Origin of the sequence: Bradyrhizobium iriomotense (assembly GCF_030160715.1) — a bacterium.
Classification (GTDB): Bacteria; Pseudomonadota; Alphaproteobacteria; order Rhizobiales; family Xanthobacteraceae; genus Bradyrhizobium; species Bradyrhizobium iriomotense.
Genome location: NZ_BSOW01000007.1, coordinates 135620 through 157363 on the forward strand (window position 1 = coordinate 135620; position 21744 = coordinate 157363).

Sequence of the window (21744 nt, forward strand, 5' to 3'; positions counted from 1 at the left end):
GGTCAATCGATATAGACGAGGCTGTAGACGTAGGATTTCGCGCCCTTACGGCTGACCCAGTCGCCCTCCGGTGGACGATCACCCTGATCGTCGGGCAACACATTCCAAGGCCGCCCTGCGCAGGACTGGCTGGCCTCATCGAGCGCGATCCATCCCCAACCGGGCTTGCGGATGATCCAGTAATCGCCATCGCGGCGCTTGTAGCCGACGCTGCCGTCCGCCCGCGCGGCGCGGTCGAAGGTGTAGACGAGCGCATCGCTCTGCCGCCGCAGCTCAAATCGCGCCCATTGCTCTTCAGATTTGATCATGACGCGCACAACATAAGGAGCGGCGGCGAACGCGGAAGCCAAGATTCGTTCCCGCCTCCGCAAAGTCCACACCCCCGCAAATCCCGTATATTGAAATAATTGGCTTTTCTGCCCCGAATGTTTCGTCCGCCCGCCCGCGACGAAACAATTTGACGGCGCACGAAACCATTTTCCGCTTGTGGCGCAGACGTCCCGAAACGCTGGCTCTTTAACACTTTGATCCAAGGAAACGCCGCTCGGTTGCGGCGCTACGGGGAGCTAGTCATGCAGAACGTCGTCGCCATCAACGCCCAGGCAACCCAGGGCATCATTGCCGCTCAGGCGACCTCGGACGAAATGCTTCTGGAGAGCATTGCCGACGGCAATCGGACGGCCATGCACATGCTGTACTGCCGTCACAATGTGCGGGTGTACCGCTTCATCCTGCGCATCGTTCGCGACGCCACCACGGCCGAAGACCTCGTGAGCCAGGTCTTCCTCGACGTGTGGCGGACCGCCGGCCAATTCCAGGGCCGCTCGCAGGTCTCGACCTGGCTGCTCTCGATCGCCCGCTTCAAGGCGCTCACCGCGATGCGCCAGCGCCGCTTCGAGGACATCGACCAGGAGGACGTGCGCCAGATCCCGGACGAGCACGACACGCCGGAAACTGCGCTCGACCGCAACGATACCAGCGCGATCCTGCGCGCCTGCGTGGCAAAACTGTCGCCGGCGCACCGCGAGATCATCAACCTCGTCTACTACCACGAGAAATCGGTGGAGGAGGTCGGCCAGATCATCGGCATCCCCCAGAGCACGGTGAAGACCCGCATGTTCTACGCCCGCAAGCAACTCGCCGATTTGCTTAAGGGTGCCGGCATCGACCGCTTCGCGGCCTGAAGATTTGTAATTTCAAAGGGATAGGACTGGTCGACCGGCCCTATCCCGTCACACGAAAGCGTTACCGCCAACGAAACAATTGAAACGAACCACAACATCAGGCGGAAAAACTTCCCTCCTATAAAGCCTTCGTACGGTTTGCTTAAACCTCCCAACGACCTCCAACGACCCGGACGGTGTGCCCGCCTCCGGGTCGTTTTTTATTTGGGGCAAAGCCCTGGCCACGGTTCCTAGCCTCCCCCGCTTGCGGGGGAGGCCGACGTGCTCGGAGAGCGCGTCGGGTGGGGGTTCTCTCCACCGAGGGCTCTTCATTGCGGAGGCACCCTCTCCCCAACCCTCTCCCGCAAGCGGGAGAGGGGGCGCACCTGCATTGTGGCTGACACCGCCCGTCACGAACGCGTGACGCCGGGTAACGACCGGAGCATTCGGCTCGAAACTACCTCGTGATCCCATCCACGAGGGCTCGATGCTCGACCTGATCTTTGCTGTCCTTGCCGGCGTCCTCACCATCGCCGCGCCCTGCACGCTGCCGGTGCTGCCGATCCTGCTCGGCGCCTCGATCGGCCGCGCCGGACGCTTGCGGCCCGCGATGATTGCGCTGGGTTTCGTCGTTTCGTTCTCCGCAACCGCGCTGCTGCTCGGCGCGATCACGCGCCTGTTCGATTTCGACCCGAACGTGCTGCGTTCGGCGGCCGCGGTTCTGCTGCTCGGCTTCGGCCTGCTGATGCTGTGGCCGGCGCCGTTCGAGTGGCTGTCGATCCGGCTTCATGGCTGGCTCGATTTGGGCGGCTCAGAGAACGCGCAGCGCGAGGGCGCGCTTGGCGGGCTGGTGCTCGGCACCACCCTCGGCCTGGTCTGGACGCCCTGCGCAGGTCCCGTGCTCGGCTCGATCCTCACCCTGGTTGCGACCTCGAAGAACCTCACCTGGGCCGGCACGCTGCTGATCGCCTACGCGATCGGCGCGGCGCTGCCGATGCTCGCGATCGCCTATGGCGGACAGGCCGTGACCACACGCGTGCGCAGCATCGCGCGCGTCTCTCCCCGTTTGCAGCAGGCGTTTGGCGTCGTCGTGATCGCCTTCGCACTGGCCGCTTACTTCCAATACGACACGCTGATCGTGGCGTGGCTGACCGGTTTCTATCCCACGGGCCAGATCGGCCTGTGACCCCACATCGGAGGACGCTTCCATGACTCTCAAACTGCTCGCCGTATCTGCCGCGCTGCTCGGCTTTGGCGTGACCGGCGCCGTCATCCCCGGCATCTGCGACGAGGCCGCGCGCCCGGCGCCGACGGTCACTGCGGCCGCAAGCCAGCAGGTCGCGCCGGACTTCACCGGCATCAGCAACTGGTTCAACTCAAAGCCGCTGAGCCTCGCCGATCTTCGCGGCAAGGTGGTGCTGGTGGATTTCTGGACCTATGGCTGCGTCAACTGCGTCAACACGCTGCCGCATGTCACCGAGCTCTACGCCAAATACAAGGACAAGGGCCTCGTCGTGGTCGGCGTGCACACGCCGGAATTTCCGTTCGAGCGCTCGGCTTCCAACGTGCAGGCCGCGCTGAAGCGTCATGGCATCAGCTATCCGGTGGCGCAGGACAACGACTCCCGGACCTGGAATGCCTACCGCAACCAGTATTGGCCGGCGCAATACATCATCGACCAGTCCGGCCGCATCGTGTTCGAGCATGCCGGCGAGGGCCGCTATGACGAGATCGACCGCACGGTCGCTCGCCTGCTGAACGCCAATAGCTGATGCCGCACCGACGTCACGTGGCTGATTGCTTGACCGGTTTCTTGGCCGGTTTCACATGCCGCCGTTGTTGCTTGACTCCACGGATGCGTCCGTGGAGTTTCGTGCCGACGGAATCGGCCGCCCGACATGGACGACGCGACCACCAGCAACGACATCCGCCTTCGTGAAGGCTCCTCAATTGCGCAGCGGCTGGTGATCGCCGGCTTCGCGGCGATCGTTGCCCTGTGCTTCACGCCAGGCCTGTTCGCGCACGATGTCCTGGAACTGATCATCTCCGTGGTCGCGCTGCTGCTCGGAGCGGCGTTCATCGGCGGCGTCATGCTCACACCGGCGGTGGTGTGGATCATCACGCCGAATGAGATCCTGATCGGGCGACAGCGTCCGTTCGGACGGCTCCGCACCAGGATCGTCGCGAAAGATGACATCTCGCAACTCCAGGTCCAGGGACAGGGCCAAGGACAGGGCCAAGGACGCAAGGCTTCCACGACGCGTTTCCACCTGGCCTTCACGCTGGCGTCGGGGGAACGGCTGACGTCCCCGCCGATCTCCGATGTCACGCATGTCCGCGACACGGTTGCGCGGATCGCCGCGCAGTTCGGCGTTCCCAATGTCGAGGCCCCGGCCAATCCGCTCGATGCCGCCAATCCCGAGATGCATCTCGGCGAGCCCGTCGAGCCGTTCTCCAGCAGGGACATCAGGATCGTTGCATTGATCGTGGCCGGACTGTCCGCCGTGCCCTACGCCTACAAGCTGTGGCGTGGCCTGTCGCCCGGCCCGATCGACATCCTGCTGCTGCCGATCGGCGCGATCGCCGCGTTCGCCGTCCACAGATACGCCAATCTCGTCACCGGCGCCTTCTGGATCATCCGGCAAGGCGATATCAGCGTTGAACGCCTGTCGGGCGACGGCAAGCTGCGCGCGGACCATATCGAGGGACGCGACGTCGAGGCGATCACGGTCGAGCGCCGCGGCAGGTCCGAGGACGAGCACTGCATCGTCGCGATCAGATTGCTCTCAGGACAAAGGTTTCGCAGCCCCCGCATCGGCTCGCGGCAAGAGGCCCGCGCCGTGGCCACCGAGGTCGTCCGGCGGCTCGGGATCAAGCCTGAGAACAGTCAAATCTAGCCCGCCTCGACCCGCAATCGATGCCGCAGAAGCGGCTTTTCGCGCCATCCCCCCTGTTCGTGGCATTGATCCACGTCAAAAAACCAAAGCATTCTCGTGACATACCGGCCGGGGTCGCCCAAAACTTGCCATGAACTTGCCTCTGAGTTTTGATGCGTCCGATTGATTTGCGCTGTGGCAGCGGGGAGAGCTTGAAATGACGGATTTTCGTCGCCTGACCGGGATGTTGATCACCACATTCGGCCTGATCCTCTCGACCTCCTACGCCTCCGCCCAGCAGCCCGACCGCGGCGACGAGCCGGGCCTGATCGCGGACGACTCCTACCAGCTCGATCCGGAATGGCAGAAGACCGTCGTGTACTACCGCACGACCGAAGCGCCGGGCACCATCATCATCTCGACCTCGGAGCGTCACCTCTATCTGGTCCAGCCCGGCGGGCGCGCGATCCGCTACGGCATCGGCGTCGGCCGCGACGGCTTCCAGTGGCAGGGGCTGGTGAACATCACCAACAAGAAGGAGTGGCCGGACTGGACGCCGCCGCCGGAGATGATCCAGCGCCAGCCCTATCTGCCGCGCTTCATGGCCGGCGGCCCCGGCAACCCGTTAGGGGCCCGCGCCATGTATCTGGGCACCACGGTCTACCGCATCCACGGCACCAACCGGCCCGACACGATCGGCACCAAGGTGTCCTCGGGCTGCTTCCGTCTCGTCAACAATGACGTCGCCGATCTCTACGATCGCGTCCCGGTCGGGACCAAGGTGGTCATCCGGCAGAAGCCCGAACTCTAAATATCCCACCCTCGTCCAGATTCCTTTTCCCGATTATTTCGAGAGAGACAAATCATGCGCAGTTTTCGTGGCGGCCTGCTGATCGGGCTCGCGGTCGCCGTCCTGGTCGGCGCCTTGGCCGTTGTCTACGAGATGTACGACACCCGCACGCTGAAGCGCACGGTCCGGCGCGGCGAGGTCTTCTGCGGCGTCAACAAGGGCCTGCCGGGCTTCTCCATCCCCGACGACAAGGGCAACTGGACCGGCTTTGACGTCGATTTCTGCCGCGCGGTGGCAGCCGCCATCTTCAACGATCCGAGCAAGGCCAAGTTCATTCCGCTCGATGCCAACGAGCGTTTCAAGGAATTGCAGAGCCGGAAAGTCGACATCCTCTCGCGCAACTCGACCTGGAGCATGGCGCGCGAGCTCGACTACGACCTGTATTTCCCGGCCGTCGCCTATTACGACGGCGAAGGTTTCATGCTGCCCCGCTCCCGCAACAAGGAGACCGCGCTGGACCTGACCGGCAGCAAGGTCTGCGTACAGTCGGGCACGACGACGGCCCTCAACCTCGCCGACTACTTCCGCGCCAACAACATGAAGTATGAAGAGGTGAAGTTCGACAAGCTCGAGGACGTGGTGAAGGCGTACGACACCGGCAAGTGCGATACGCTCACCGCCGACGTCTCGCAGCTCTACGCGCTGCGGCTCAACCTTTCCAAGCCCGGCGACCACATGATCCTGCCGGACATGATCTCCAAGGAGCCGCTTGCACCCGTGGTGCGCCAGCGCGACGACGACTGGATGATGATCGTGAAGTGGACGCTCTACGCCATGATCAATGCCGAGGAGTTAGGGGTCACATCGGAGAACATCGACGAAGCCCTGAAGTCGAAGAAGCCCGAGGTGATGCGCCTGGTCGGCACCGAAGGCAATTACGGCGAGCAGCTCGGCCTCACCAAGGACTGGGCCGTGCGCATCATTCGCCACGTCGGCAATTACGGCGAGATGTACGAGCGCAATATCGGCGAGAAATCCAAGCTGAAGATCCCGCGCGGCATGAACCAGCTCTGGAACGCCGGCGGCGTGCAGTATGCACCGCCGATGCGGTAAAGAGCCCCGCGGCACTCTCCGGTGTCGTCCCGGCGAAGGCCGGGACCCATAACCCCAGGGAGGGGTTTGGCGAAGACTCGGAGTTGATAGCCTCTGCTACAATTTCCGCCGGTGGTTATGGGTCCCGGCCTTCGCCGGGACGACACCTACCAGTGAGGCAACAACGTGCCCCGCCTCAATACCCCCTCGCCCGCGCCAGCTGTTCGGCGTGGTAATTCGCATCACCGAACAATTCCTCGCAGACCCGGGCGCGCTTCATGAAGAAGCCGATGTCGAACTGGTCGGTCATGCCCATGCCGCCATGCATCTGCACGCCTTCCTGCACCGCACGGGTGGCGGTGGTGCCGGCGCGCGCCTTGGCGACCGCGACGGCTGACGCGGCCTTGGCGACGTCGGCATCGAGCGCCTGCATCGCCTTCATCACCGCGGCGCGGGTGATCTCGATGTCGACATAGAGCTCCGCAGCACGGTGCTGAAGCGCCTGGAATTCGCCGATCAGCTTGCCGAACTGCTTGCGCTGCTTCAGATACTCGACGGTGCGACCGAACACGTCTTCGCTCAGGCCCACCATTTCGGAGGCGACTGCGCCGCGGCCGATATCGAGCACGCCGTCGAGCAGGCCTGCGCCCTGATCGACCTCGCCGAGCACGCTGTCGGCATTGACCTCGACATTGTTGAACTCGATGCGCGCCGCATTATGCGCGTCGACCATGATGGTGCGCTCGACGGCAACGCCCTTGGCCGCGGGGTTGACCAGGAACAGCGTCAGCCCCTCGCGCTCGCCGGCGGAGCCCGCCGACCGCGCCGCAACGATCAGGAGGTCGGCGACATGGCCGTCGACGACCAGCGCCTTGGCGCCGCTGAGCTTGAAACCATTACCGGCGCGGACGGCCTGCAGATTGGTCTGGAGCGGCCGGTGCTTGGCGCCCTCGTCGATCGCAAGGCTCGCGAGCAGCGAGCCGTTCGAGATCTTCGGCAGATAGTCCGACTTCTGTGCCGCATTGCCACCACGCGTGAGCGCGGAGGCCGCGACCACGCTGGTCGCCAGAAACGGCGACGGCATCAGCGTGCGGCCGATCTCCTCCATGACGACACCGGCTTCGACGCAACCGAGACCGCTGCCGCCGAACTCTTCCGGCACCAAGAGGCCGGCGAAACCCATCTCGGCGAAGGATTGCCAGAACTCCTTGGAGAAACCGGTCGGGTCCTTGCTGTCGCGCAGGTGCCGCAGATGCGACACCGGCGCCTTGTCGCTGATCAGTCCGCGCGCAGAATCGCGGAGCATCGATTGTTCTTCGGTGAGGACGAGGGCCATGGTGGTGTTTCCGATTCGAAATCTATCTTTGGTTCGTCATTCCGGGATGGCCCGAAGGGCCAGGCCCGGAATCCATAACCACGATCGGGAGTATGGATTCCGGGCTCGCGCTTCGCGCGCCCCGGAATGACGCGTGGTTATAGTGTGCCTCACGCCCCCGGAAGATCGAGGATGCGTTTGGCGACGATGCCGAGCATCACTTCGGTGGTGCCGCCCTCGATCGAGTTGGCCTTGGTGCGCAGCCAGGCGCGCGGGCGGGCGCCTTGCCTGGAACGCTCGCTCTCCCATTCCAGCGCATCGACGCCGCCGGCCGACATCAGGATCTCGTAGCGGCGCTTGTTGAGCTCGGTGCCGTAATATTTCATCGCCGAGGAGAACGCCGGATGCGCCTGCCCCGCCTTGGCGAGATCGACCGCGCGCTCGGCGCAGGCCGCAAGCGCCGCTTCATCGACATCGAAGCTCGCGATCTGGCCGCGCAGCATCGCATCGTCGAGCTTGCCTTGCGCATCGGTGCCGATCGTATCAGCGGCGATCTGGCCGAGCGGGCGGCCGACGCCGCGCTCGCCCATGCCCGAGATCATCGCGCGCTCGTGCTGCAACAGATATTTTGCGACGTCCCAGCCGCGGTTGACGGTGCCGACGACATGCGATTTCGGCACGCGGACGTTGTCGAAGAAGGTCTCGCAGAACGGCGAGTAGCCGGAGATCAGCAGGATCGGCTTGGTCGACACGCCCTTCGAGGTCATGTCGAACAGGATGAAGCTGATGCCGTCGTGCTTCTTCGCCGCGGGATCGGTACGCACCAGGCAGAAGATCCAGTCGGCGTAGTTGGCGTAGGACGTCCAGATCTTCTGGCCGGTGATGACGAAGTCGTCGCCGTCGCTCTCGGCGCGGGTCTGGAGCGAAGCGAGATCCGAGCCGGCGTTCGGCTCGGAATAGCCCTGGCACCAGCGGATCAGGCCCGCCGCGATCTTTGGCAGATGCTCCTTCTTCTGCGCCTCGGTGCCGTATTTCAGCAGCGCCGGCCCGAGCATCCAGATGCCGAAGCTCGACAGCGGCGGCCGCGCACCCATCTTGGCCATCTCTGCGCGCAGCACCTTGTGCTCGGCAGCGCTGAGGCCGCCACCGCCATATTCCTTCGGCCAGTCCGGCACGGTCCAGCCCTTGTCGCGCATGCGCTCGAACCAGACGCGCTGCGGCTCGGACGAGAATTTCGCGTTACGCCCGCCCCAGAACACGTCGGCGTCCGAAGTTGCGGGCCTGCGCATCTCGGGCGGGCAGCTGGCCTCCAGCCAGGCACGCGTCTCGTTGCGGAATGTTTCGAGCTCGGCCGCCTCGGAATCGGGCGTCGTGGAATGAGTCATGGGTCGTTTCCATCAATTTTGATCGACTGTTGCGCGCGACTCTGGGCCATCGCATCGCGGAATTCAACCTATTCCGTAGGCCCCGGCTACTCACACTGTTCGTCATCGGGCTATAGTCACCGTCACTGCGAGGCTTGAAAACACAGAGGAAACGACAATGCGCCTGAAGCTACTTTCGCCTGGCGAAATGAGCGACGACCAGCGGCAGACCTATGACGAGTCGATTGCCGGGAAACGCGGCAAGCCGCCGGCGCCGATGATGGCCTGGCTCAACAGCCCGGAGATGGCCCGCCACGCCACGCGACTCGGCGAGGTCCTGCGCTTCAACACGGTATTTCCGGCAATGCTCTCGGAGATCGCGATTCTCGTGACGGCGCGGCACTGGACCGCGCATTACGAATGGTATGCGCATAAGCGGCTGGCGCTTCAGGGCGGCATGAAGGTAGAGATCATCGACGCGATCCGCGACCGCCGCACGCCGGAGTTCGACGATCCCAAGGCCAAGATGATCTACGACGTCGCGAAGTCGCTGCATGAGGGCCATGGGCTGGCGAAGGGCCTCTATGATGAAGCAATCAAGCTGCTCGGCGAGCGCGGGCTCGTCGAGGTGATCGGCCTGTGCGGCTACTACACGCTGGTGTCGATGACGCTGAACACGTTCGAGTTCGGCTTGCCGGAGGGCGAGGTGTCCGAGCTGAGCTAATTGCCGATCCGGAAACGCTGGGTTTCGGGTTAGGCCAGTACCGCTATCTTGCAGCAGCCATTATGTCGGGCGGACACACGGAGAGCAGCATGTCATCCAATCCCGCCGTCAATGCCGGCACCCGCATCGGCCATGTTCACCTCAAGGTCGCCGATCTCGATCGCGCGCTCGGCTTCTATTGCGGCGTGCTCGGCTTCGAACTGATGCAGCGCATGGGCTCTGGCGCCGCCTTCATCTCGGCCGGCGGCTATCATCATCATATCGGGCTCAACACCTGGGAGAGCAAAGGCGGCTCGCCGCCACCGCCGGGCACCACCGGGCTCTATCACACCGCGATCCTCTATCCGACACGGCCGGCGCTCGCCGATGCGCTGCATCGCGTGCTCTCGGCCGGTATCGCGCTGGATGGCGCGAGCGATCATGGCGTGTCCGAGGCGCTCTATTTGCGCGATCCCGACGAGAACGGCGTCGAGCTCTATTGGGACCGGCCGAAAGAACAATGGCCGCGCACGCCGGACGGCAAGCTCGCGATGTTCACGCAACGGCTGGATCTGGAGGATTTGCTGAAGCAGCGGGAGGCGTGAGCTCCGCTGTGGCGGCTCATCCCGTCATTGCGAGCGCAGCGAAGCAATCCAGAATCTTTCCGCGGGGACAGTCTGGATTGCTTCGCTTCGCTCGCAATGACGGAGACTGCTGAAGCGTCGTCACGTCCCTACGGTGTTCAAATCGCGTCGGGAAACTCGCCGATCGCGGCTTCCAGTCGCGCCTTGCGGCGGCGCGCATAGGAGGCGAACGAGAGGACAGCGAGGCCCAGCAGCACCGGCGGGAACACGACCATGTTGACCGCCGACCAGCCGTAGCTCGCGAGCAACTGTCCCGACGAGAACGAGCCGATCGCCATCATGCCGAAGACGAGGAAATCGTTGAAGGCCTGCACCTTGTTGCGTTCGTTCGGACGGTGCGTCTCCAGCACCAGCGCGGAGGCGCCGATGAAGGAGAAATTCCAGCCCACCCCGAGCACGACCAGCGTGGCCCAGAAATGCATCGCGGTGATGCCGGAGAGGCCGATCGCCGCGGCACCCGCCTCCAGCAACAGGCCGGTCGCGACGATTTTTGGCGCACCGAAGCGCGCGATCAGGGCGCCCGTGAAGAAGCTCGGGCCGTACATGGCAACGATGTGCCATTGGATGCCGAAATTGGAATCGCTGACGCTGAGGCCGCAGAGCTTCATGGCCAGCGGCGCCGAGGTCATCACCAGGTTCATCATGGGATAGGCGATGACGCCGCACAGCGCCGCCGCGATGAAGCGCGGCTGCCGCACGATGCGCAGCAGCGGCCGCCCGCCGTGCAGATCGGCCGCGGCCGGCTTCGGCATGTCGACGCCGGCAACGATGCCCATCGCGACCAGCGCCACCGCCGCCTGCACCACGAAGCTGAAGGCGAACAGATAGGGCGGCCAGACGTCCATGGTCCATTGCACGAGCTGCGGACCGAGCACGCCGGCGAACACGCCGCCCGCCATCACCCAGGACACCGCCTTGGGCCGGTAGGCGGCGCTGGCGCCGTCGGCGGCGGCGAAGCGATAGGATTGCGCGACCGAGCCGTAGAGGCCGCCGAGGAACGTCGCGACGCAAAACAGCGCGAACGAGCCATTGAGGATCGCGAACGAGCCGATAAGGCCGGTGAGCGTGCCGCAGGCCGTGCCGATGATGAAGGCCATGCGGCGGCCGAAGCGGCGCGAGATCGCGCCGGTCGGCAATGTGCCGGCGGCGAGGCCGAGCACATACATCGACAGCGGCACGGTCGCGAGCGACATGTCGGGCGCGAGCGTCGCGCCGACGATCGAGCCGGTGGCGAAGATCACGGCCGAATTGGCGCCGGTCAGCGCCTGCGCCGCCGCGAGGCGCACCACATTGGCACGCACGCGGGCGTCGTCGACAATCTCGTCGGCTGAAGTCACGTCCAACATCGGCATTTCCGCCCGAGGGGCTCTTTGATTCCCGGCACTATGGAGGGGCGGACAAGGCCGGACAACCGGCGCAAACGGGCGCAGGCCATGCCTCTGACGCAGTTGGACAGCACGTAGCAGGCGGCGCTATCAAAGCGCTTGCGCTCGATCAAGTTCGCTTCCCCCGCAAGCGGGGGAGGGAGCGCACCGTCTTCATGGCCTAGCGCGAAAACACCAGCGTGAGATTGTTGGCGGGCATGTCGATGAGATCGATCTGGCGCAGGCCCGCATGTTGCGCGAGCTTCTCGACGTCGCCGACATCGCGCACGCCCCATTCCGCATTGCCTTCGCGCAAGGACGTGTCGAACACCGCGTTGCTGAGCGCGGTGTGCTTGCCGTCGCGCTTGAAGGGACCGTAGAGGAACAGCGTGCCGCCCGGCCGCAAATAGCGGCCGGCGCCGGCGAACAGGCCCTCGGCCACGTTCCACGGCGCGATGTGGACGACGTTGGCGCAGAACACCGCCGCGAGGTCCTTCGGACCCTCGCCGCTCTTCATCTCCGGGCACCAGTCGGGATCGGACAGATCGATGCGCAGCGGCGGACGGATATTTGGCAGGCCGGAAAAGGCGCGCCAGGCCTCGATGCTCTTCAGATGCCGCTGGTTGAGGTCGCTCGGCCACCAGACGAGATCAGGCGAAAGGCGGGCGAAGTGGACCACGTGCTGGCCGGTTCCGCTGCCGACCTCGACCACGTCGCCGAGGCGGCCGGCCAGATGCTTCTGAAGCGCCGCCCAGATCGGCTCGTGATTGCGATGGAACGCCGGCGCATCGAGCCGCCCATCGGGCTCGACCCGCCCGCCGTCCTTGCCAAATTCGACGACATATTCAGCCAATTGAGGCCCCCGAAAAAACGAGAACGAGATAAAAACGGCACTGGACGCCAAGACGCCCCAAAATCACTGGCCCGTCAGGGCGTAATCTGCCGAACAAATAGTCTCTTTGGTTGCAACGCGGAAGACATTAACTCCAATTTGCGCCTTGCATAGTCGTGATTGTCAGGCGGTGTCCTTTGTGCTTTGAGCACTATATTTCGCGAACGCAATCATCGACATAACGCCTCGGATCGACGCCTTGACCGCCTTTCCCCGGAAGCCCGCTCTGGTCTTCATCCTGGCCGCCCTCGCCGCGATTACCGCCGCGCCGGCGCGCGCCCAATCCGCCGCCGCCGAGGGCCAGAAGCTCGCCTTCGACCGCAGCAAGGGCAATTGCCTGACCTGCCACGTGATCAGGGGCGGCGACCTGCCCGGCACGATCGGCCCGGAGCTGAAGGACATCAAGGCAAAGTACCCCGACCGCAACGAGCTGGTCGCAATCCTCTTCGACGAGACCAAGCGCAACCCGCAGACCATGATGCCGCCGTTCGGGCGGAACCGGATTCTGACCGAGCAGGAGATCAACGCGATCGTTGATTTCCTCCAGACCTTGTAACGGCGGGCACGCCAGGAGACTGAGATGAGTGCAACGACCGGCCTTCTCGCGACGCGGCGCCTGATCCTGCAAGGCGCGGCCTCCGTTGCGCTGATCGGCCTCGGCAACCTGCCGTTCGCAGCCACGCCTGCGCACGCCGCGACCAACGACAAATATCCGGAAGAGGCATTCAGGCAGAAGAGCGAGGCCGACGCGATCAAGGCGCTCTACGGCAAGACCGCCGAGCCGTCCGACAAGATCAAGCTCGATGCGCCGGAGATCGCCGAGAACGGCGGCGTGGTGCCGATCTCGGTGACGACGACGCTCGACAAGGTGACATCGATCTCGTTCTTCGTCGCCGAGAACCCGAACGCGCTGGCGGCAAGCTACAAGATCCCGGACGGCACGATCCCGAGCGTCGCCAACCGGCTGAAGATGGCGAAGACCACCAACGTGGTCGCGATCGTGGAGGCCGACGGCAAGCTCTTCAGCGCGACCAAAGAGGTCAAGGTCACCGTCGGCGGCTGCGGCGGGTAGGAGAAAATCCGATGGCATCGAGCATTCGCGTGCGCGCAACATCCAACGGCGACATCACCGAGGTGCAGGCGCTGATCCAGCACCCGATGGATTCCGGCTTCGTCAAGGACGCCAAGGGCGAATTGATCCCGGCGCATTTCATCCAGGAGCTGAAATTCGAGCACGACGGCAAGGACGTGTTCGTCGCCGATTGGGGCCCTGCGGTCTCCAAGGACCCCTACATCAAGTTCAGCTTCAAGGGGGCTAAGAAGGGCGACGACCTCAAGATCAGCTGGGTCGACAACAAGGGTGCGTCGGATACGACCACCGCGAAGATCTCGTGATGAAGACGCGCTCCGCAATCTGGCTCGGCTCCGCGCTCTTCGCGCTCACGGCGCTCGGCTTCACCGCGCAGCGCGTGATCGCTGCCGACAAGATCGATCCCGCCACTGAGGCCAAGGCGTTCCAGAACTTCTACTTCCAGAAGTTCCCGAACGTGAAGCACGAGGATTTCGTCAACGGTCCTTATTCCATGAACGAGGACATGAAGCGGCAGTGGCAGGAGAAGGAGGAGTTTCCGCCTTACGAGTTCGCGCTCGACGCCGGCAAGGAGATGTTTGCGACCCCGTTCAAGAACGGCAAGACCTACGCCGACTGCTTCCCGAACGGCGGTATCGGCATCCGCCAGAACTATCCTTATTTCGACGGGAAGGAAGGCAAGGTCGTCACGCTCGAGCTCGCGCTCAACCGCTGCCGCGCGGCCAATGGCGAAGAGCCCTATTCCTATGTCAAGGACGAGATGGCCTCGCTGACCGCCTACATGGCCTTTACCTCGCGCGGCAAGCTGATGGACATCAAGATCCCCGACGATCCGCGCGCGCTCGAGGCTTACGAGAACGGCAAGCGCTATTTCTACACGCGGCGCGGGCAGATGAACTTCTCCTGCGCGAGCTGCCATGTGCAGAGCCCGGGCGAGCGCATCCGCGCCGAGATCCTGGCGCCGGCGCTCGGCATTTTGAACGCGATGCCGATCTACCGTTCCGAATGGAGCGGCATGGGCACGACCAGCCGCCGCTTCATCACCTGCAACAGCCAGACCCGCGCGGTTCCACTGGAACCGCAGTCGGACGAATACCGCGACGTCGAGTATTTCCTGTCCTACGTCGCCAATGGCCTGCCGATTTCCGGCCCGGGAGCGCGGCCATGAGCACGACGATGATCGGAATGCGATCACTCGCACTCGTGTTGCTGCTAACGGCCGCCGCAGCACCGGCGCGCGCGGCGAGCGAGGCCGACTACAAGGCCGCCTATGCCGCGGCGGAAGCCGCAGCCAGGGAAGCGGCCGGCTTGCGCAACCAGTGGACCCCGACCGTTTCGACTCTCGCCGCCGCGAAGAAAGCCGGCGATGGCGGCGATTTCGACCGTGCGGTTGCCGCCGCCAAGGAGGCCGAAGCGCTGGCGAAGGCCTCGATCTTCCAGGCGACATCGGAAAAAGAAGCCTGGAAGGCGATGGAAATCCGCTAGACTGGCGTTGTGGAACCTTCCGACGATCGTCGTCTTCACGGGGCGCGGAGAACTTGAGATGGCCATCCGCCGCCGCGATTTCCTGAGAGCCGCAGGCGCTGCCGCCGTCACGGCCCGGCTGCCGCGGCTTGCGCGCGGCGCCGACACCACTGGCATCTACGACCTCGAACGCTTCGGCAATGCGCGCATCCTGCACATCACCGATACGCATGCGCAGCTCAACCCGGTCTATTTCCGCGAGCCCAGCGTCAACATCGGCATCGGCGAGATGGCGGGACGGCCGCCGCATCTGGTCGGCCGCGCCTTCCTCGAGCGTTTCGGCATCCGGCCGGACAGCGCGGACGCCTATGCCTTCACCTGCTTCGAGTTCGAAAAGTCCGCGGCCCGCTTCGGCAAGCTCGGCGGCTTTGCGCATCTGAAGACGCTGATCGACCGGCTGCGCAACGACGTCGGCGAGCAGCACTCGCTGCTGCTCGACGGCGGCGACCTCTGGCAGGGCACGGGGCTCGCCAACGTCGTGCAGGGCCGTGGCATGGTCGAGATCGCCAACCTGCTCGGCATCGAGGTGATGACAGGGCATTGGGAATTCACCTATGGCGAGCAGGTGCTGCGCGACAATCTCGAGCGCTTCAAGGGCGAGTTTCTGGCGCAGAACGTCTTCCTGACTGAGGAAGCCGCGTTCAACGACGCCCAGGCCTTCGACAAGGCCACGGGCCGGGTGTTCAAGCCCTCGACTATCAGGGAGCTCGGCGGCTATCGCGTCGCGATCATCGGCCAGGCTTTCCCCTACGTGCCGATCGCGCATCCCAAGCGCTTCACGCCGGACTGGACCTTTGGCATCCGCGAGGAGGAGCTGCAGAAACTCGTCGACGGCTTGCGCGGCAATGACAAGGTCGATGCGGTCATCCTGCTGTCGCACAACGGCATGGACGTCGATCTGAAGCTTGCGAGCCGCGTCACCGGCATCGACGTCATCCTCGGCGGCCATACCCACGACGCCGTGCCTCAGCCCGTTGCGGTGAAGAATGCGAGCGGCACGACGCTGGTCAGCAATGCCGGCTCGAACGGAAAATTTCTCGCCGTGCTCGATCTCCAGCTCGCCAAGGGCAAGGTCAGCGATATCAGGTACCATCTGCTGCCGGTCTATTCCGAGCTGTTGAAGCCGGATCCCGCGATGGCCGAGCTGATCGGCAAGGTGCGCGCGCCGCATGTCGCCGACTGGTCGGAGAAGATTGCAACGGCCGACCGCCTGCTCTATCGACGCGGTAATTTTTCCGGCCCCATGGATGAGCTCATCTGCTCGGCGCTGCGCCGCGAGCTCGATACCGAGATCGCGCTGTCGCCTGGATTCCGCTGGGGCGTCACCGCGCTCGCCGGCCAGCCGCTCACGTTCGAGGATGTGCTGGCGGAGACCGCGATCTCCTACCCCGAGACCTATGTGCAGGAGATGACCGGCGGCCAGATCAAGGACGTGCTGGAGGACATCTGCGACAACCTCTTCAATCCCGATCCCTACCACCAGCAGGGCGGCGACATGGTGCGCGCCGGCGGGCTCAATTACACCTGCACGCCGACGGCCGCGATCGGCAGCCGCATCTCCGCGCTCACGCTCGACGGCGGCAAGCCGCTCGAGGCGCAGCGGCGCTACAAGGTCGCGGGCTGGGCGTCGGTCAACGCCCAGCAAGGCGCGCCTGTCTGGGACGTGGTCGCAAAGTATCTGCGCTCGGGCCGGATGCCGGAGAACAGAGGCTCCGGCGTCACGCTCAGGGGCGTCGAGGATAATCCGGGAATTGCAGGACAGGGATGACGCGTTCGCCAGATTTTCGCGCGATGCTGTTGGCGCTGGTTGCCTGGGCTTGGGTGCCGCTCGCCATTGCGCAGCAAGTGCCCTTGCAGGACAAGCCGTTCGCCGAGCACAAGATCGTGCTCCAGCTCTCCGACGGAGACGCCGGGAAGCAGGCGCTGGTGCTCAGCGTCGCCAACAATCTCCTGAAGGCCTATGACCCCGACAAGGTCGCGATCGAGGTGGTGGCGTTCGGTCCGGGCATCGACCTCCTGCTCGGCGCCAACGACCACCGCAAGCAGGTCGAGAGCCTGATCGCCCAGGGCGTCCGCTTCGACATCTGCCTCAACACCGTCGACACGATCGAGCGCGAAACCGGCCGGCGGCCGGACTTCATCGCCTCCGCGACACCGGTGCAGGTCGGGGTCGGCCAGATCCTGTTCCTGACCGAGAATGGCTACACGCTGGTGCGGCCGTGACCCACCCAGGCATCATTCGGGGACGGTCCGCAAGACCGAACCGGAATTCGTGGCACGTCCCCGCAACTCACTCGCTGTCATCGCCCGCGAAGGCGGGCGATCCAGTATTCCAGAGACAGCGAGAGGTACGGAGGAGCCGCGGCGTACTGGATTCCCCGCTTTCGCGGGGAATGACAGCGGCAGGTTAGGCGGCGCTATAGCGTCCATAACCGCTCTGATTCCGGGTTCGGTCCAGCGGACCTACCCCGCAATCATAGTTACGTAAAATAATAATCCCTATTTTCCCCATCATGCAGTGAATTACTTCTCTTTCAGCCCGGCATCGTAGTATGATTTGTAATCACCTCGTGCCGGGGTCTGCCATGATCTTTCGCCAATTGTTCGACAGCGTTTCGGGGACCTACAGCTATTTGCTGGCCAGCCGCGCCGGCGGCGAGGCGCTGATCCTCGATCCCGTGCTGGAGAAGGTCGACCGCTACTGCCAATTGCTGCGCGAGCTCGACCTCAAGCTGGTCAAGGCCGTCGACACCCACCTGCATGCCGACCACGTCACCGGCCTCGGCGAGCTGCGCGACCGCACCCACTGCATGACCATCATGGGCGACCAGAGCAAAGCCGACGTGGTGGCGATGCGGGTCTCCGACGGCGACAAGGTGACGATCGAAGGCATGTCGCTCGACGTGATGTACACGCCCGGCCACACCGACGATTCCTACTCCTATCTCATGGGCGACCGCGTCTTCACCGGCGACACGCTGCTGATCCGCGGCACCGGCCGCACCGACTTCCAGAACGGCTCTTCGCGCGCACAATACGATTCGATCTTCAATCGCCTGCTCAAGCTGCCGGAGGAGACGCTGGTCTTCCCCGCGCATGACTACAAGGGCGACACCGTCTCCACCATCGGCGAGGAGAAGCGCTACAATCCGCGCCTCCAGGTGCGCTCGGTCGACGAATATATCGAGCTGATGGCCAATCTGAAGCTGCCCAATCCGAAGATGATGGATGTGGCAGTGCCAGCCAACATGCATGTCGGCCTGCATCAGGAGGAATTGGAGAAGGAAGGCCGCGCGCTGAGCGCCGTCGACGCCATCCGCGCACTCGGCCGGCCCGACATCCTGCTGGTCGATCTGCGCGAGACTAATGAGCGCGCCAAGCACGGCATGCTCGAGGGCGCGCTGCATGCGCCCTATCCGTCGATCGAGGAGAGCCTGAAGCCCGGCGGCATGTTGCGCGAGGTGGCGGCCGCCACCGGCCGCCGCGTCCTGTTCTTCTGCGCCTTCGGCGAGCGCTCGGCGATGGCGGTTGCGGCCGCGAAACAGGCCGGGCTCGCCAACACCGCGCATATCGCCGGCGGCATCGACGCCTGGAAGAAGGCGGGCGGGCCGGTGGTGCGGACCTGACGTCCTCGTCGCGGCTTGAGATACGTCAGAAACCGCCCACATGTTCCGGCTAGAGCATGATCCGGAAAAGTGCGAAGTGGTTTTCCGAAAAGATCATGCTCAAACCTAGACCTGGCGCGATGACGATTCGTCCCGATCTCATCGCGCTATGGGATCGATGACGCATCACCATCCGGATACAGCCATGGCCAAGACCGGCAAGACGATCGAACCGCCCAAGAAGGCCGACGACAAGGCGAAGAAGCCACCGCCGCCACGCGACACCGACAACGATGACGATGACGATGACGATGACGGCGACATCGCCACACCGAAGCGTGATCGCTACGGTAACGACGACGAACCGCTGTGAGCGGTGGAATGCTGTGCGGGCTTTGAACGCACGCGCTAGCAACGTTCTCCGCCGTCGTCCTGGCTTTCGCCAAAACCACATTGGGGAGGCATCACGCCTCCTTACCCACACCGCACTACCTGCCATGCGCCGGCATTCATGGACAAATAACCGCTCGCGCCGATAGTTTGCGCTCCCGCAAAGGGAGTGAAACGGAACTGCGATGGCCGACGTTCTCGCCGCACCGCAACAGGGGAAGACCGACAGCGCGCTGCGCACGCTGACGGGTATTTCGATCGCGCATTGGGTCAGCCATTTCCATCTGCTGGTCCTGCCGATGCTGTTTCCGTTCCTCAAAAGCCAGCTCGGCGTCGGCTATATCGAGCTCGGCTTCGCACTCACCGTATCTGCGGTGGTGTCCGGCCTGACGCAGGCGCCGACCGGCTACCTCGTCGACCATTTTGGCGCGCGAAAAATATTGCTGACGGGGCTTGTGATCGGCGGGCTGTCGCTGGTGCTGCTCGGCCTGCATCTGAGCTACGCCTCGCTGATCATCTGCGCGGTGCTGCTCGGGCTTGCCAACAGCGTCTATCATCCAGCCGATTACGCGATCCTCGCCGAGCACATGGACGAGGCGCGGATGGGCCGCGCCTTCTCGGTTCACACCTTCGCCGGCTATCTCGGTGGCGCAGTGGCACCGGCGATCGTCGCCGCTCTCGTCACGGTCTCGGGCGGCACCGGCGCGCTGATCGCATCGGGCGCGATCGGCGTGCTCTGCGCGCTTCTGCTCATCGTGATGAACATTCCCGACGCCGGCGCGCACAGGAAGAAGCCGGGAAACGAAACCGCACCAAAACAGGCGGTGATCACGCCGGCGCTGATCATGCTGACCGCGCTGTTCATGCTGCTCAACCTGTCGGCTGCCGGCATCAACAATTTCGGCGTGGTCGCGCTGATGAGCGGCTATGCCGCCTCCTACTCCACCGCCAATGTCGCGCTGACGGCATTTTTGGGGGCAGGCGCAGTCGGCGTGCTCGCGGGCGGCCTCCTCGCGGACCGCACCGAACGCCATGGCCAGCTCGCTGCCGCCTGTTTCGCCGCGAACGCCGCGATCGTTCTCCTGATTGCGCTCGTCGCACTGCCCGGCTTGCTGCTGACCGTTGCGATGACAATTGCCGGCTTCCTCTCCGGCGTGATCGCGCCTTCGCGCGACATGCTGGTGCGCAATGCGGCGCCTGCGGGCGCCGCGGGGCGTGCCTTCGGCATCGTCTCCACCGGCTTCAACCTCGGCGGCATCATCAGCCCGCTGCTGTTCGGCTGGATCATGGACCAGAATGCGCCGCACTGGGTGTTCGGCGCGTCGGTGGCGTTCATGGTCGCCACGGTGTTTCTGTCGCTGCTGACGGAGCGGCGGCCGGAAGGCAGCAAGTAGCGCATCTCCGACGTCGTCCTGGCAAAAGCCAGGACCATTACCCCGAATGTCAGTTGTTGAAGCACGCTGGGGCGACCAGCGTGCCAATTCCGTTGTCCTGTGGCTATGGGTCCTGGCCTTCGCCAGGACGACAACGGTGATTGAGGCGCGCGCCGACTACGTCGGCGACACCACGCCCTTCAGTGCGCCGGCCTGTGCGGCGGTGCCGCGGGTCAGCCTTGCCTTTTCCGTGTTCGGCCACAGCAGCAGCAGGCCGAGCACCCCGGAGCCGATCATGACCACGGCGTTGATGGTGAAGCCGGTCATGTAGCCGTCGATCGTCGAGCCGGCGCGCTGGATCACGCTGCCCATCACGACCGGGGCGATGATGCCGGCGAGCGTGTAGAGCGCGCCGTAGATCGCGATGACGGCGCCGCGCTGCGAAGCCGGAGTGAACTCACCGAGCATTGGCGGGCAGACGACGTAGATCGCCCCGCACAGGCCCGAGCCGACCACGAGCGCGGCGATCTGCAAGCCCGCACCTTGCACGTGCGACATCATCGCGAGGATCAGACCGCCGAGCACCAGTGGCACCGAGCCGAGAACGCCGCGGGCGATCCGCGTAGTCACCCCACGCGCCATCATCACCTGCGAGATCCAGCCGGTAAGAATGACGATGGTGGCGCCGAATACCCAGGGCAGGATCGAAACGAAGCCCGCATCGGTTTGCGAGAAGCCAAGCCCCTTGACGATGAAGGGCGTGAACCAGGTGAGCCCGAGCGACAGCGCCCAATAGGCGCCGAAGGTCGCCGCCACACAGCCGATGAAGGTGCGCGAGGTGAGAAGCTGGAGATAGGGGATCTTCGGCTCGCTGACTGCCAGCGCCTGCGTATCCTCCAGCGGCCCTTCCTTGCCGAGCGCGAGCCAGGCCGCGACCCAGATCAGGCCGACGACGCCGAGCGCGCCGAAGGCGTAGTGCCAGGAATGATTGACGATGACCCAGTTGAGCGCCGGCACCGCGAGGATGACGCCGAAGGCGGAGCCCTGCGTCAGGATCGCGGTCGGCAGCGCGCGCTTCTCGTCCGGGAACCATTTGTAGATCGCGTGGACTGCGACCGAGAAGGCCGGGCCCTCGCCCGCGCCGAGCACGATGCGGCAAATCAGGAGCGTGGTGAAGCTGACGGCGCCGACCATCGGAAATTGCGCCAGCGCCCAGATCACCGCCAGCGTCAAGAGCACCCAGCGCGTCGCCACCTTGTTGACGATGAAGCCGACCACGATGGCCGAGATCGAGAACAGGAAGAAGAAGCTTGATCCGAGCAGGCCGAACTGCTCCGGCTCGAGCTTCAGGTCGGTCATGATGGGCACGCCGGCGAGACCCACGACGATCTTGTCGGCGAAATTCACCACCATGAAGAGAAACAGGAGAAAGGTGACGGTCCAGGCGCCCTTTGGTGTTTCCTTGGGCGTTGCCTTGGCCGTCGTGCTGCCCGCCGCTTTGGGCGTTCCCTGAGCGCTCATATCTCTCCCCGTCTTGTCGTTTTTCGGCACTTTTGATT

General features: G+C 64.4%; 24 protein-coding genes. 18 read left to right on the forward strand and 6 right to left on the reverse strand.

Features of this window, described 5'->3' with window-relative positions:
* Window positions 1-2: 2 nt before the first annotated feature.
* Entirely contained in the window at window positions 3-308 is a 306-nt protein-coding gene (locus QQL28_RS12295; protein WP_284265293.1) for a hypothetical protein, read from the reverse strand.
* Window positions 309-572: 264 nt separating this feature from the next.
* Here QQL28_RS12295 and QQL28_RS12300 point away from each other — a divergent pair, with 264 nt between their 5' ends.
* The 6 genes from QQL28_RS12300 (at window position 573) to QQL28_RS12325 (ending at window position 5942) form a co-directional block, all read left to right on the forward strand.
* Complete coding sequence (locus QQL28_RS12300; protein WP_284265295.1) at window positions 573-1184, forward strand: sigma-70 family RNA polymerase sigma factor; 612 nt, start codon at window positions 573-575, stop codon at window positions 1182-1184.
* Window positions 1185-1650: 466 nt separating this feature from the next.
* Window positions 1651-2349: a cytochrome c biogenesis CcdA family protein gene (locus QQL28_RS12305; protein ID WP_284265297.1), complete on the forward strand. Its 699-nt coding sequence runs from the start codon at window positions 1651-1653 to the stop codon at window positions 2347-2349.
* A 22-nt stretch (window positions 2350-2371) separates the two neighbouring features.
* Window positions 2372-2935 carry a thioredoxin family protein gene (locus QQL28_RS12310; RefSeq protein WP_284265300.1) on the forward strand — a complete coding sequence of 188 codons (564 nt, stop codon included), beginning with the start codon at window positions 2372-2374 and terminating at the stop codon, window positions 2933-2935.
* Window positions 2936-3061: 126 nt separating this feature from the next.
* A complete protein-coding gene (locus QQL28_RS12315) occupies window positions 3062-4060 on the forward strand; it encodes a hypothetical protein (RefSeq protein WP_284265302.1) in 999 nt (332 codons plus the stop codon).
* Between the two features lie 196 nt (window positions 4061-4256).
* Entirely contained in the window at window positions 4257-4850 is a 594-nt protein-coding gene (locus QQL28_RS12320; protein ID WP_284265305.1) for a L,D-transpeptidase, read from the forward strand.
* Window positions 4851-4904: 54 nt separating this feature from the next.
* The gene (locus QQL28_RS12325; protein ID WP_284265307.1) at window positions 4905-5942 is read left to right on the forward strand and encodes an amino acid ABC transporter substrate-binding protein; all 1038 of its coding nucleotides are present in this window, start codon (window positions 4905-4907) and stop codon (window positions 5940-5942) included.
* A gap of 175 nt (window positions 5943-6117) precedes the next feature.
* Here the strand turns inward: QQL28_RS12325 and QQL28_RS12330 are convergent, their stop codons facing one another.
* Window positions 6118-7257, reverse strand: a complete 1140-nt coding sequence (locus QQL28_RS12330) for an acyl-CoA dehydrogenase family protein (RefSeq protein ID WP_284265309.1) — start codon at window positions 7255-7257, stop codon at window positions 6118-6120.
* Window positions 7258-7406: 149 nt separating this feature from the next.
* On the reverse strand, window positions 7407-8621 hold the full coding sequence (locus QQL28_RS12335; RefSeq protein WP_284265311.1) for an acyl-CoA dehydrogenase family protein: 1215 nt from the start codon (window positions 8619-8621) through the stop codon (window positions 7407-7409).
* 157 nt (window positions 8622-8778) lie between these two features.
* Here QQL28_RS12335 and QQL28_RS12340 point away from each other — a divergent pair, with 157 nt between their 5' ends.
* Window positions 8779-9324 carry a carboxymuconolactone decarboxylase family protein gene (locus tag QQL28_RS12340; protein ID WP_284265313.1) on the forward strand — a complete coding sequence of 182 codons (546 nt, stop codon included), beginning with the start codon at window positions 8779-8781 and terminating at the stop codon, window positions 9322-9324.
* Between the two features lie 89 nt (window positions 9325-9413).
* Window positions 9414-9908: a VOC family protein gene (locus tag QQL28_RS12345; RefSeq protein WP_284265315.1), complete on the forward strand. Its 495-nt coding sequence runs from the start codon at window positions 9414-9416 to the stop codon at window positions 9906-9908.
* A gap of 137 nt (window positions 9909-10045) precedes the next feature.
* Here QQL28_RS12345 and QQL28_RS12350 read toward each other — a convergent pair whose 3' ends face one another.
* Together QQL28_RS12350 and QQL28_RS12355 are read right to left on the reverse strand one after the other, a co-directional pair.
* A complete protein-coding gene (locus tag QQL28_RS12350; protein WP_284265317.1) occupies window positions 10046-11293 on the reverse strand; it encodes an MFS transporter in 1248 nt (415 codons plus the stop codon).
* Window positions 11294-11492: 199 nt separating this feature from the next.
* Window positions 11493-12164: a DUF938 domain-containing protein gene (locus QQL28_RS12355; protein ID WP_284265318.1), complete on the reverse strand. Its 672-nt coding sequence runs from the start codon at window positions 12162-12164 to the stop codon at window positions 11493-11495.
* Between the two features lie 238 nt (window positions 12165-12402).
* On the opposite strand from QQL28_RS12355, the gene soxX reads away from it, so the two are divergent.
* The 10 genes from soxX to QQL28_RS12405 all read left to right on the forward strand — a co-directional run bounded on the left by soxX (window position 12403) and on the right by QQL28_RS12405 (window position 20206).
* Entirely contained in the window at window positions 12403-12759 is a 357-nt protein-coding gene (gene soxX / locus QQL28_RS12360) for a sulfur oxidation c-type cytochrome SoxX (protein WP_284265320.1), read from the forward strand.
* 24 nt (window positions 12760-12783) lie between these two features.
* Complete coding sequence (soxY, locus tag QQL28_RS12365) at window positions 12784-13275, forward strand: thiosulfate oxidation carrier protein SoxY (protein ID WP_284265322.1); 492 nt, start codon at window positions 12784-12786, stop codon at window positions 13273-13275.
* A gap of 11 nt (window positions 13276-13286) precedes the next feature.
* Window positions 13287-13598, forward strand: a complete 312-nt coding sequence (gene soxZ / locus QQL28_RS12370; RefSeq protein WP_284265324.1) for a thiosulfate oxidation carrier complex protein SoxZ — start codon at window positions 13287-13289, stop codon at window positions 13596-13598.
* Entirely contained in the window at window positions 13598-14461 is an 864-nt protein-coding gene (gene soxA / locus QQL28_RS12375) for a sulfur oxidation c-type cytochrome SoxA (protein WP_284265326.1), read from the forward strand. The genes soxZ and soxA overlap by 1 nt, the downstream gene beginning before the upstream one ends.
* A complete protein-coding gene (locus tag QQL28_RS12380; RefSeq protein ID WP_431309595.1) occupies window positions 14458-14778 on the forward strand; it encodes a hypothetical protein in 321 nt (106 codons plus the stop codon). The genes soxA and QQL28_RS12380 overlap by 4 nt, the downstream gene beginning before the upstream one ends.
* A 58-nt stretch (window positions 14779-14836) precedes the next feature.
* Window positions 14837-16585: a thiosulfohydrolase SoxB gene (gene soxB, locus QQL28_RS12385; RefSeq protein ID WP_284265328.1), complete on the forward strand. Its 1749-nt coding sequence runs from the start codon at window positions 14837-14839 to the stop codon at window positions 16583-16585.
* Window positions 16582-17040 carry a DsrE family protein gene (locus QQL28_RS12390; protein ID WP_284265330.1) on the forward strand — a complete coding sequence of 153 codons (459 nt, stop codon included), beginning with the start codon at window positions 16582-16584 and terminating at the stop codon, window positions 17038-17040. The genes soxB and QQL28_RS12390 overlap by 4 nt, the downstream gene beginning before the upstream one ends.
* Window positions 17041-17402: 362 nt before the next feature.
* Complete coding sequence (locus QQL28_RS12395; protein ID WP_284265333.1) at window positions 17403-18443, forward strand: MBL fold metallo-hydrolase; 1041 nt, start codon at window positions 17403-17405, stop codon at window positions 18441-18443.
* Window positions 18444-18627: 184 nt separating this feature from the next.
* Window positions 18628-18795 (forward strand): hypothetical protein, encoded by a 168-nt coding sequence (locus QQL28_RS12400; protein ID WP_284265335.1) that lies wholly within the window; start codon window positions 18628-18630, stop codon window positions 18793-18795.
* A 202-nt stretch (window positions 18796-18997) separates the two neighbouring features.
* Window positions 18998-20206, forward strand: a complete 1209-nt coding sequence (locus tag QQL28_RS12405; RefSeq protein WP_284265337.1) for an MFS transporter — start codon at window positions 18998-19000, stop codon at window positions 20204-20206.
* A gap of 156 nt (window positions 20207-20362) precedes the next feature.
* Here QQL28_RS12405 and QQL28_RS12410 read toward each other — a convergent pair whose 3' ends face one another.
* Window positions 20363-21706: an MFS transporter gene (locus QQL28_RS12410; protein ID WP_284265339.1), complete on the reverse strand. Its 1344-nt coding sequence runs from the start codon at window positions 21704-21706 to the stop codon at window positions 20363-20365.
* Window positions 21707-21744 lie beyond the last annotated feature (38 nt).

Coding starts and splice junctions, on each gene's coding strand:
- QQL28_RS12295 (WP_284265293.1), bottom strand. CDS start 308: ATGATCAAATCTGAAGAGCAATGGGCGCGATTTGAGCTGCGGCGGCAG.
- QQL28_RS12300 (WP_284265295.1), top strand. CDS start 573: ATGCAGAACGTCGTCGCCATCAACGCCCAGGCAACCCAGGGCATCATT.
- QQL28_RS12305 (WP_284265297.1), top strand. CDS start 1,651: ATGCTCGACCTGATCTTTGCTGTCCTTGCCGGCGTCCTCACCATCGCC.
- QQL28_RS12310 (WP_284265300.1), top strand. CDS start 2,372: ATGACTCTCAAACTGCTCGCCGTATCTGCCGCGCTGCTCGGCTTTGGC.
- QQL28_RS12315 (WP_284265302.1), top strand. CDS start 3,062: ATGGACGACGCGACCACCAGCAACGACATCCGCCTTCGTGAAGGCTCC.
- QQL28_RS12320 (WP_284265305.1), top strand. CDS start 4,257: ATGACGGATTTTCGTCGCCTGACCGGGATGTTGATCACCACATTCGGC.
- QQL28_RS12325 (WP_284265307.1), top strand. CDS start 4,905: ATGCGCAGTTTTCGTGGCGGCCTGCTGATCGGGCTCGCGGTCGCCGTC.
- QQL28_RS12330 (WP_284265309.1), bottom strand. CDS start 7,257: ATGGCCCTCGTCCTCACCGAAGAACAATCGATGCTCCGCGATTCTGCG.
- QQL28_RS12335 (WP_284265311.1), bottom strand. CDS start 8,621: ATGACTCATTCCACGACGCCCGATTCCGAGGCGGCCGAGCTCGAAACA.
- QQL28_RS12340 (WP_284265313.1), top strand. CDS start 8,779: ATGCGCCTGAAGCTACTTTCGCCTGGCGAAATGAGCGACGACCAGCGG.
- QQL28_RS12345 (WP_284265315.1), top strand. CDS start 9,414: ATGTCATCCAATCCCGCCGTCAATGCCGGCACCCGCATCGGCCATGTT.
- QQL28_RS12350 (WP_284265317.1), bottom strand. CDS start 11,293: ATGTTGGACGTGACTTCAGCCGACGAGATTGTCGACGACGCCCGCGTG.
- soxY (WP_284265322.1), top strand. CDS start 12,784: ATGAGTGCAACGACCGGCCTTCTCGCGACGCGGCGCCTGATCCTGCAA.
- soxZ (WP_284265324.1), top strand. CDS start 13,287: ATGGCATCGAGCATTCGCGTGCGCGCAACATCCAACGGCGACATCACC.
- soxA (WP_284265326.1), top strand. CDS start 13,598: ATGAAGACGCGCTCCGCAATCTGGCTCGGCTCCGCGCTCTTCGCGCTC.
- QQL28_RS12380 (WP_431309595.1), top strand. CDS start 14,458: ATGAGCACGACGATGATCGGAATGCGATCACTCGCACTCGTGTTGCTG.
- soxB (WP_284265328.1), top strand. CDS start 14,837: ATGGCCATCCGCCGCCGCGATTTCCTGAGAGCCGCAGGCGCTGCCGCC.
- QQL28_RS12390 (WP_284265330.1), top strand. CDS start 16,582: ATGACGCGTTCGCCAGATTTTCGCGCGATGCTGTTGGCGCTGGTTGCC.
- QQL28_RS12395 (WP_284265333.1), top strand. CDS start 17,403: ATGATCTTTCGCCAATTGTTCGACAGCGTTTCGGGGACCTACAGCTAT.
- QQL28_RS12400 (WP_284265335.1), top strand. CDS start 18,628: ATGGCCAAGACCGGCAAGACGATCGAACCGCCCAAGAAGGCCGACGAC.
- QQL28_RS12405 (WP_284265337.1), top strand. CDS start 18,998: ATGGCCGACGTTCTCGCCGCACCGCAACAGGGGAAGACCGACAGCGCG.
- QQL28_RS12410 (WP_284265339.1), bottom strand. CDS start 21,706: ATGAGCGCTCAGGGAACGCCCAAAGCGGCGGGCAGCACGACGGCCAAG.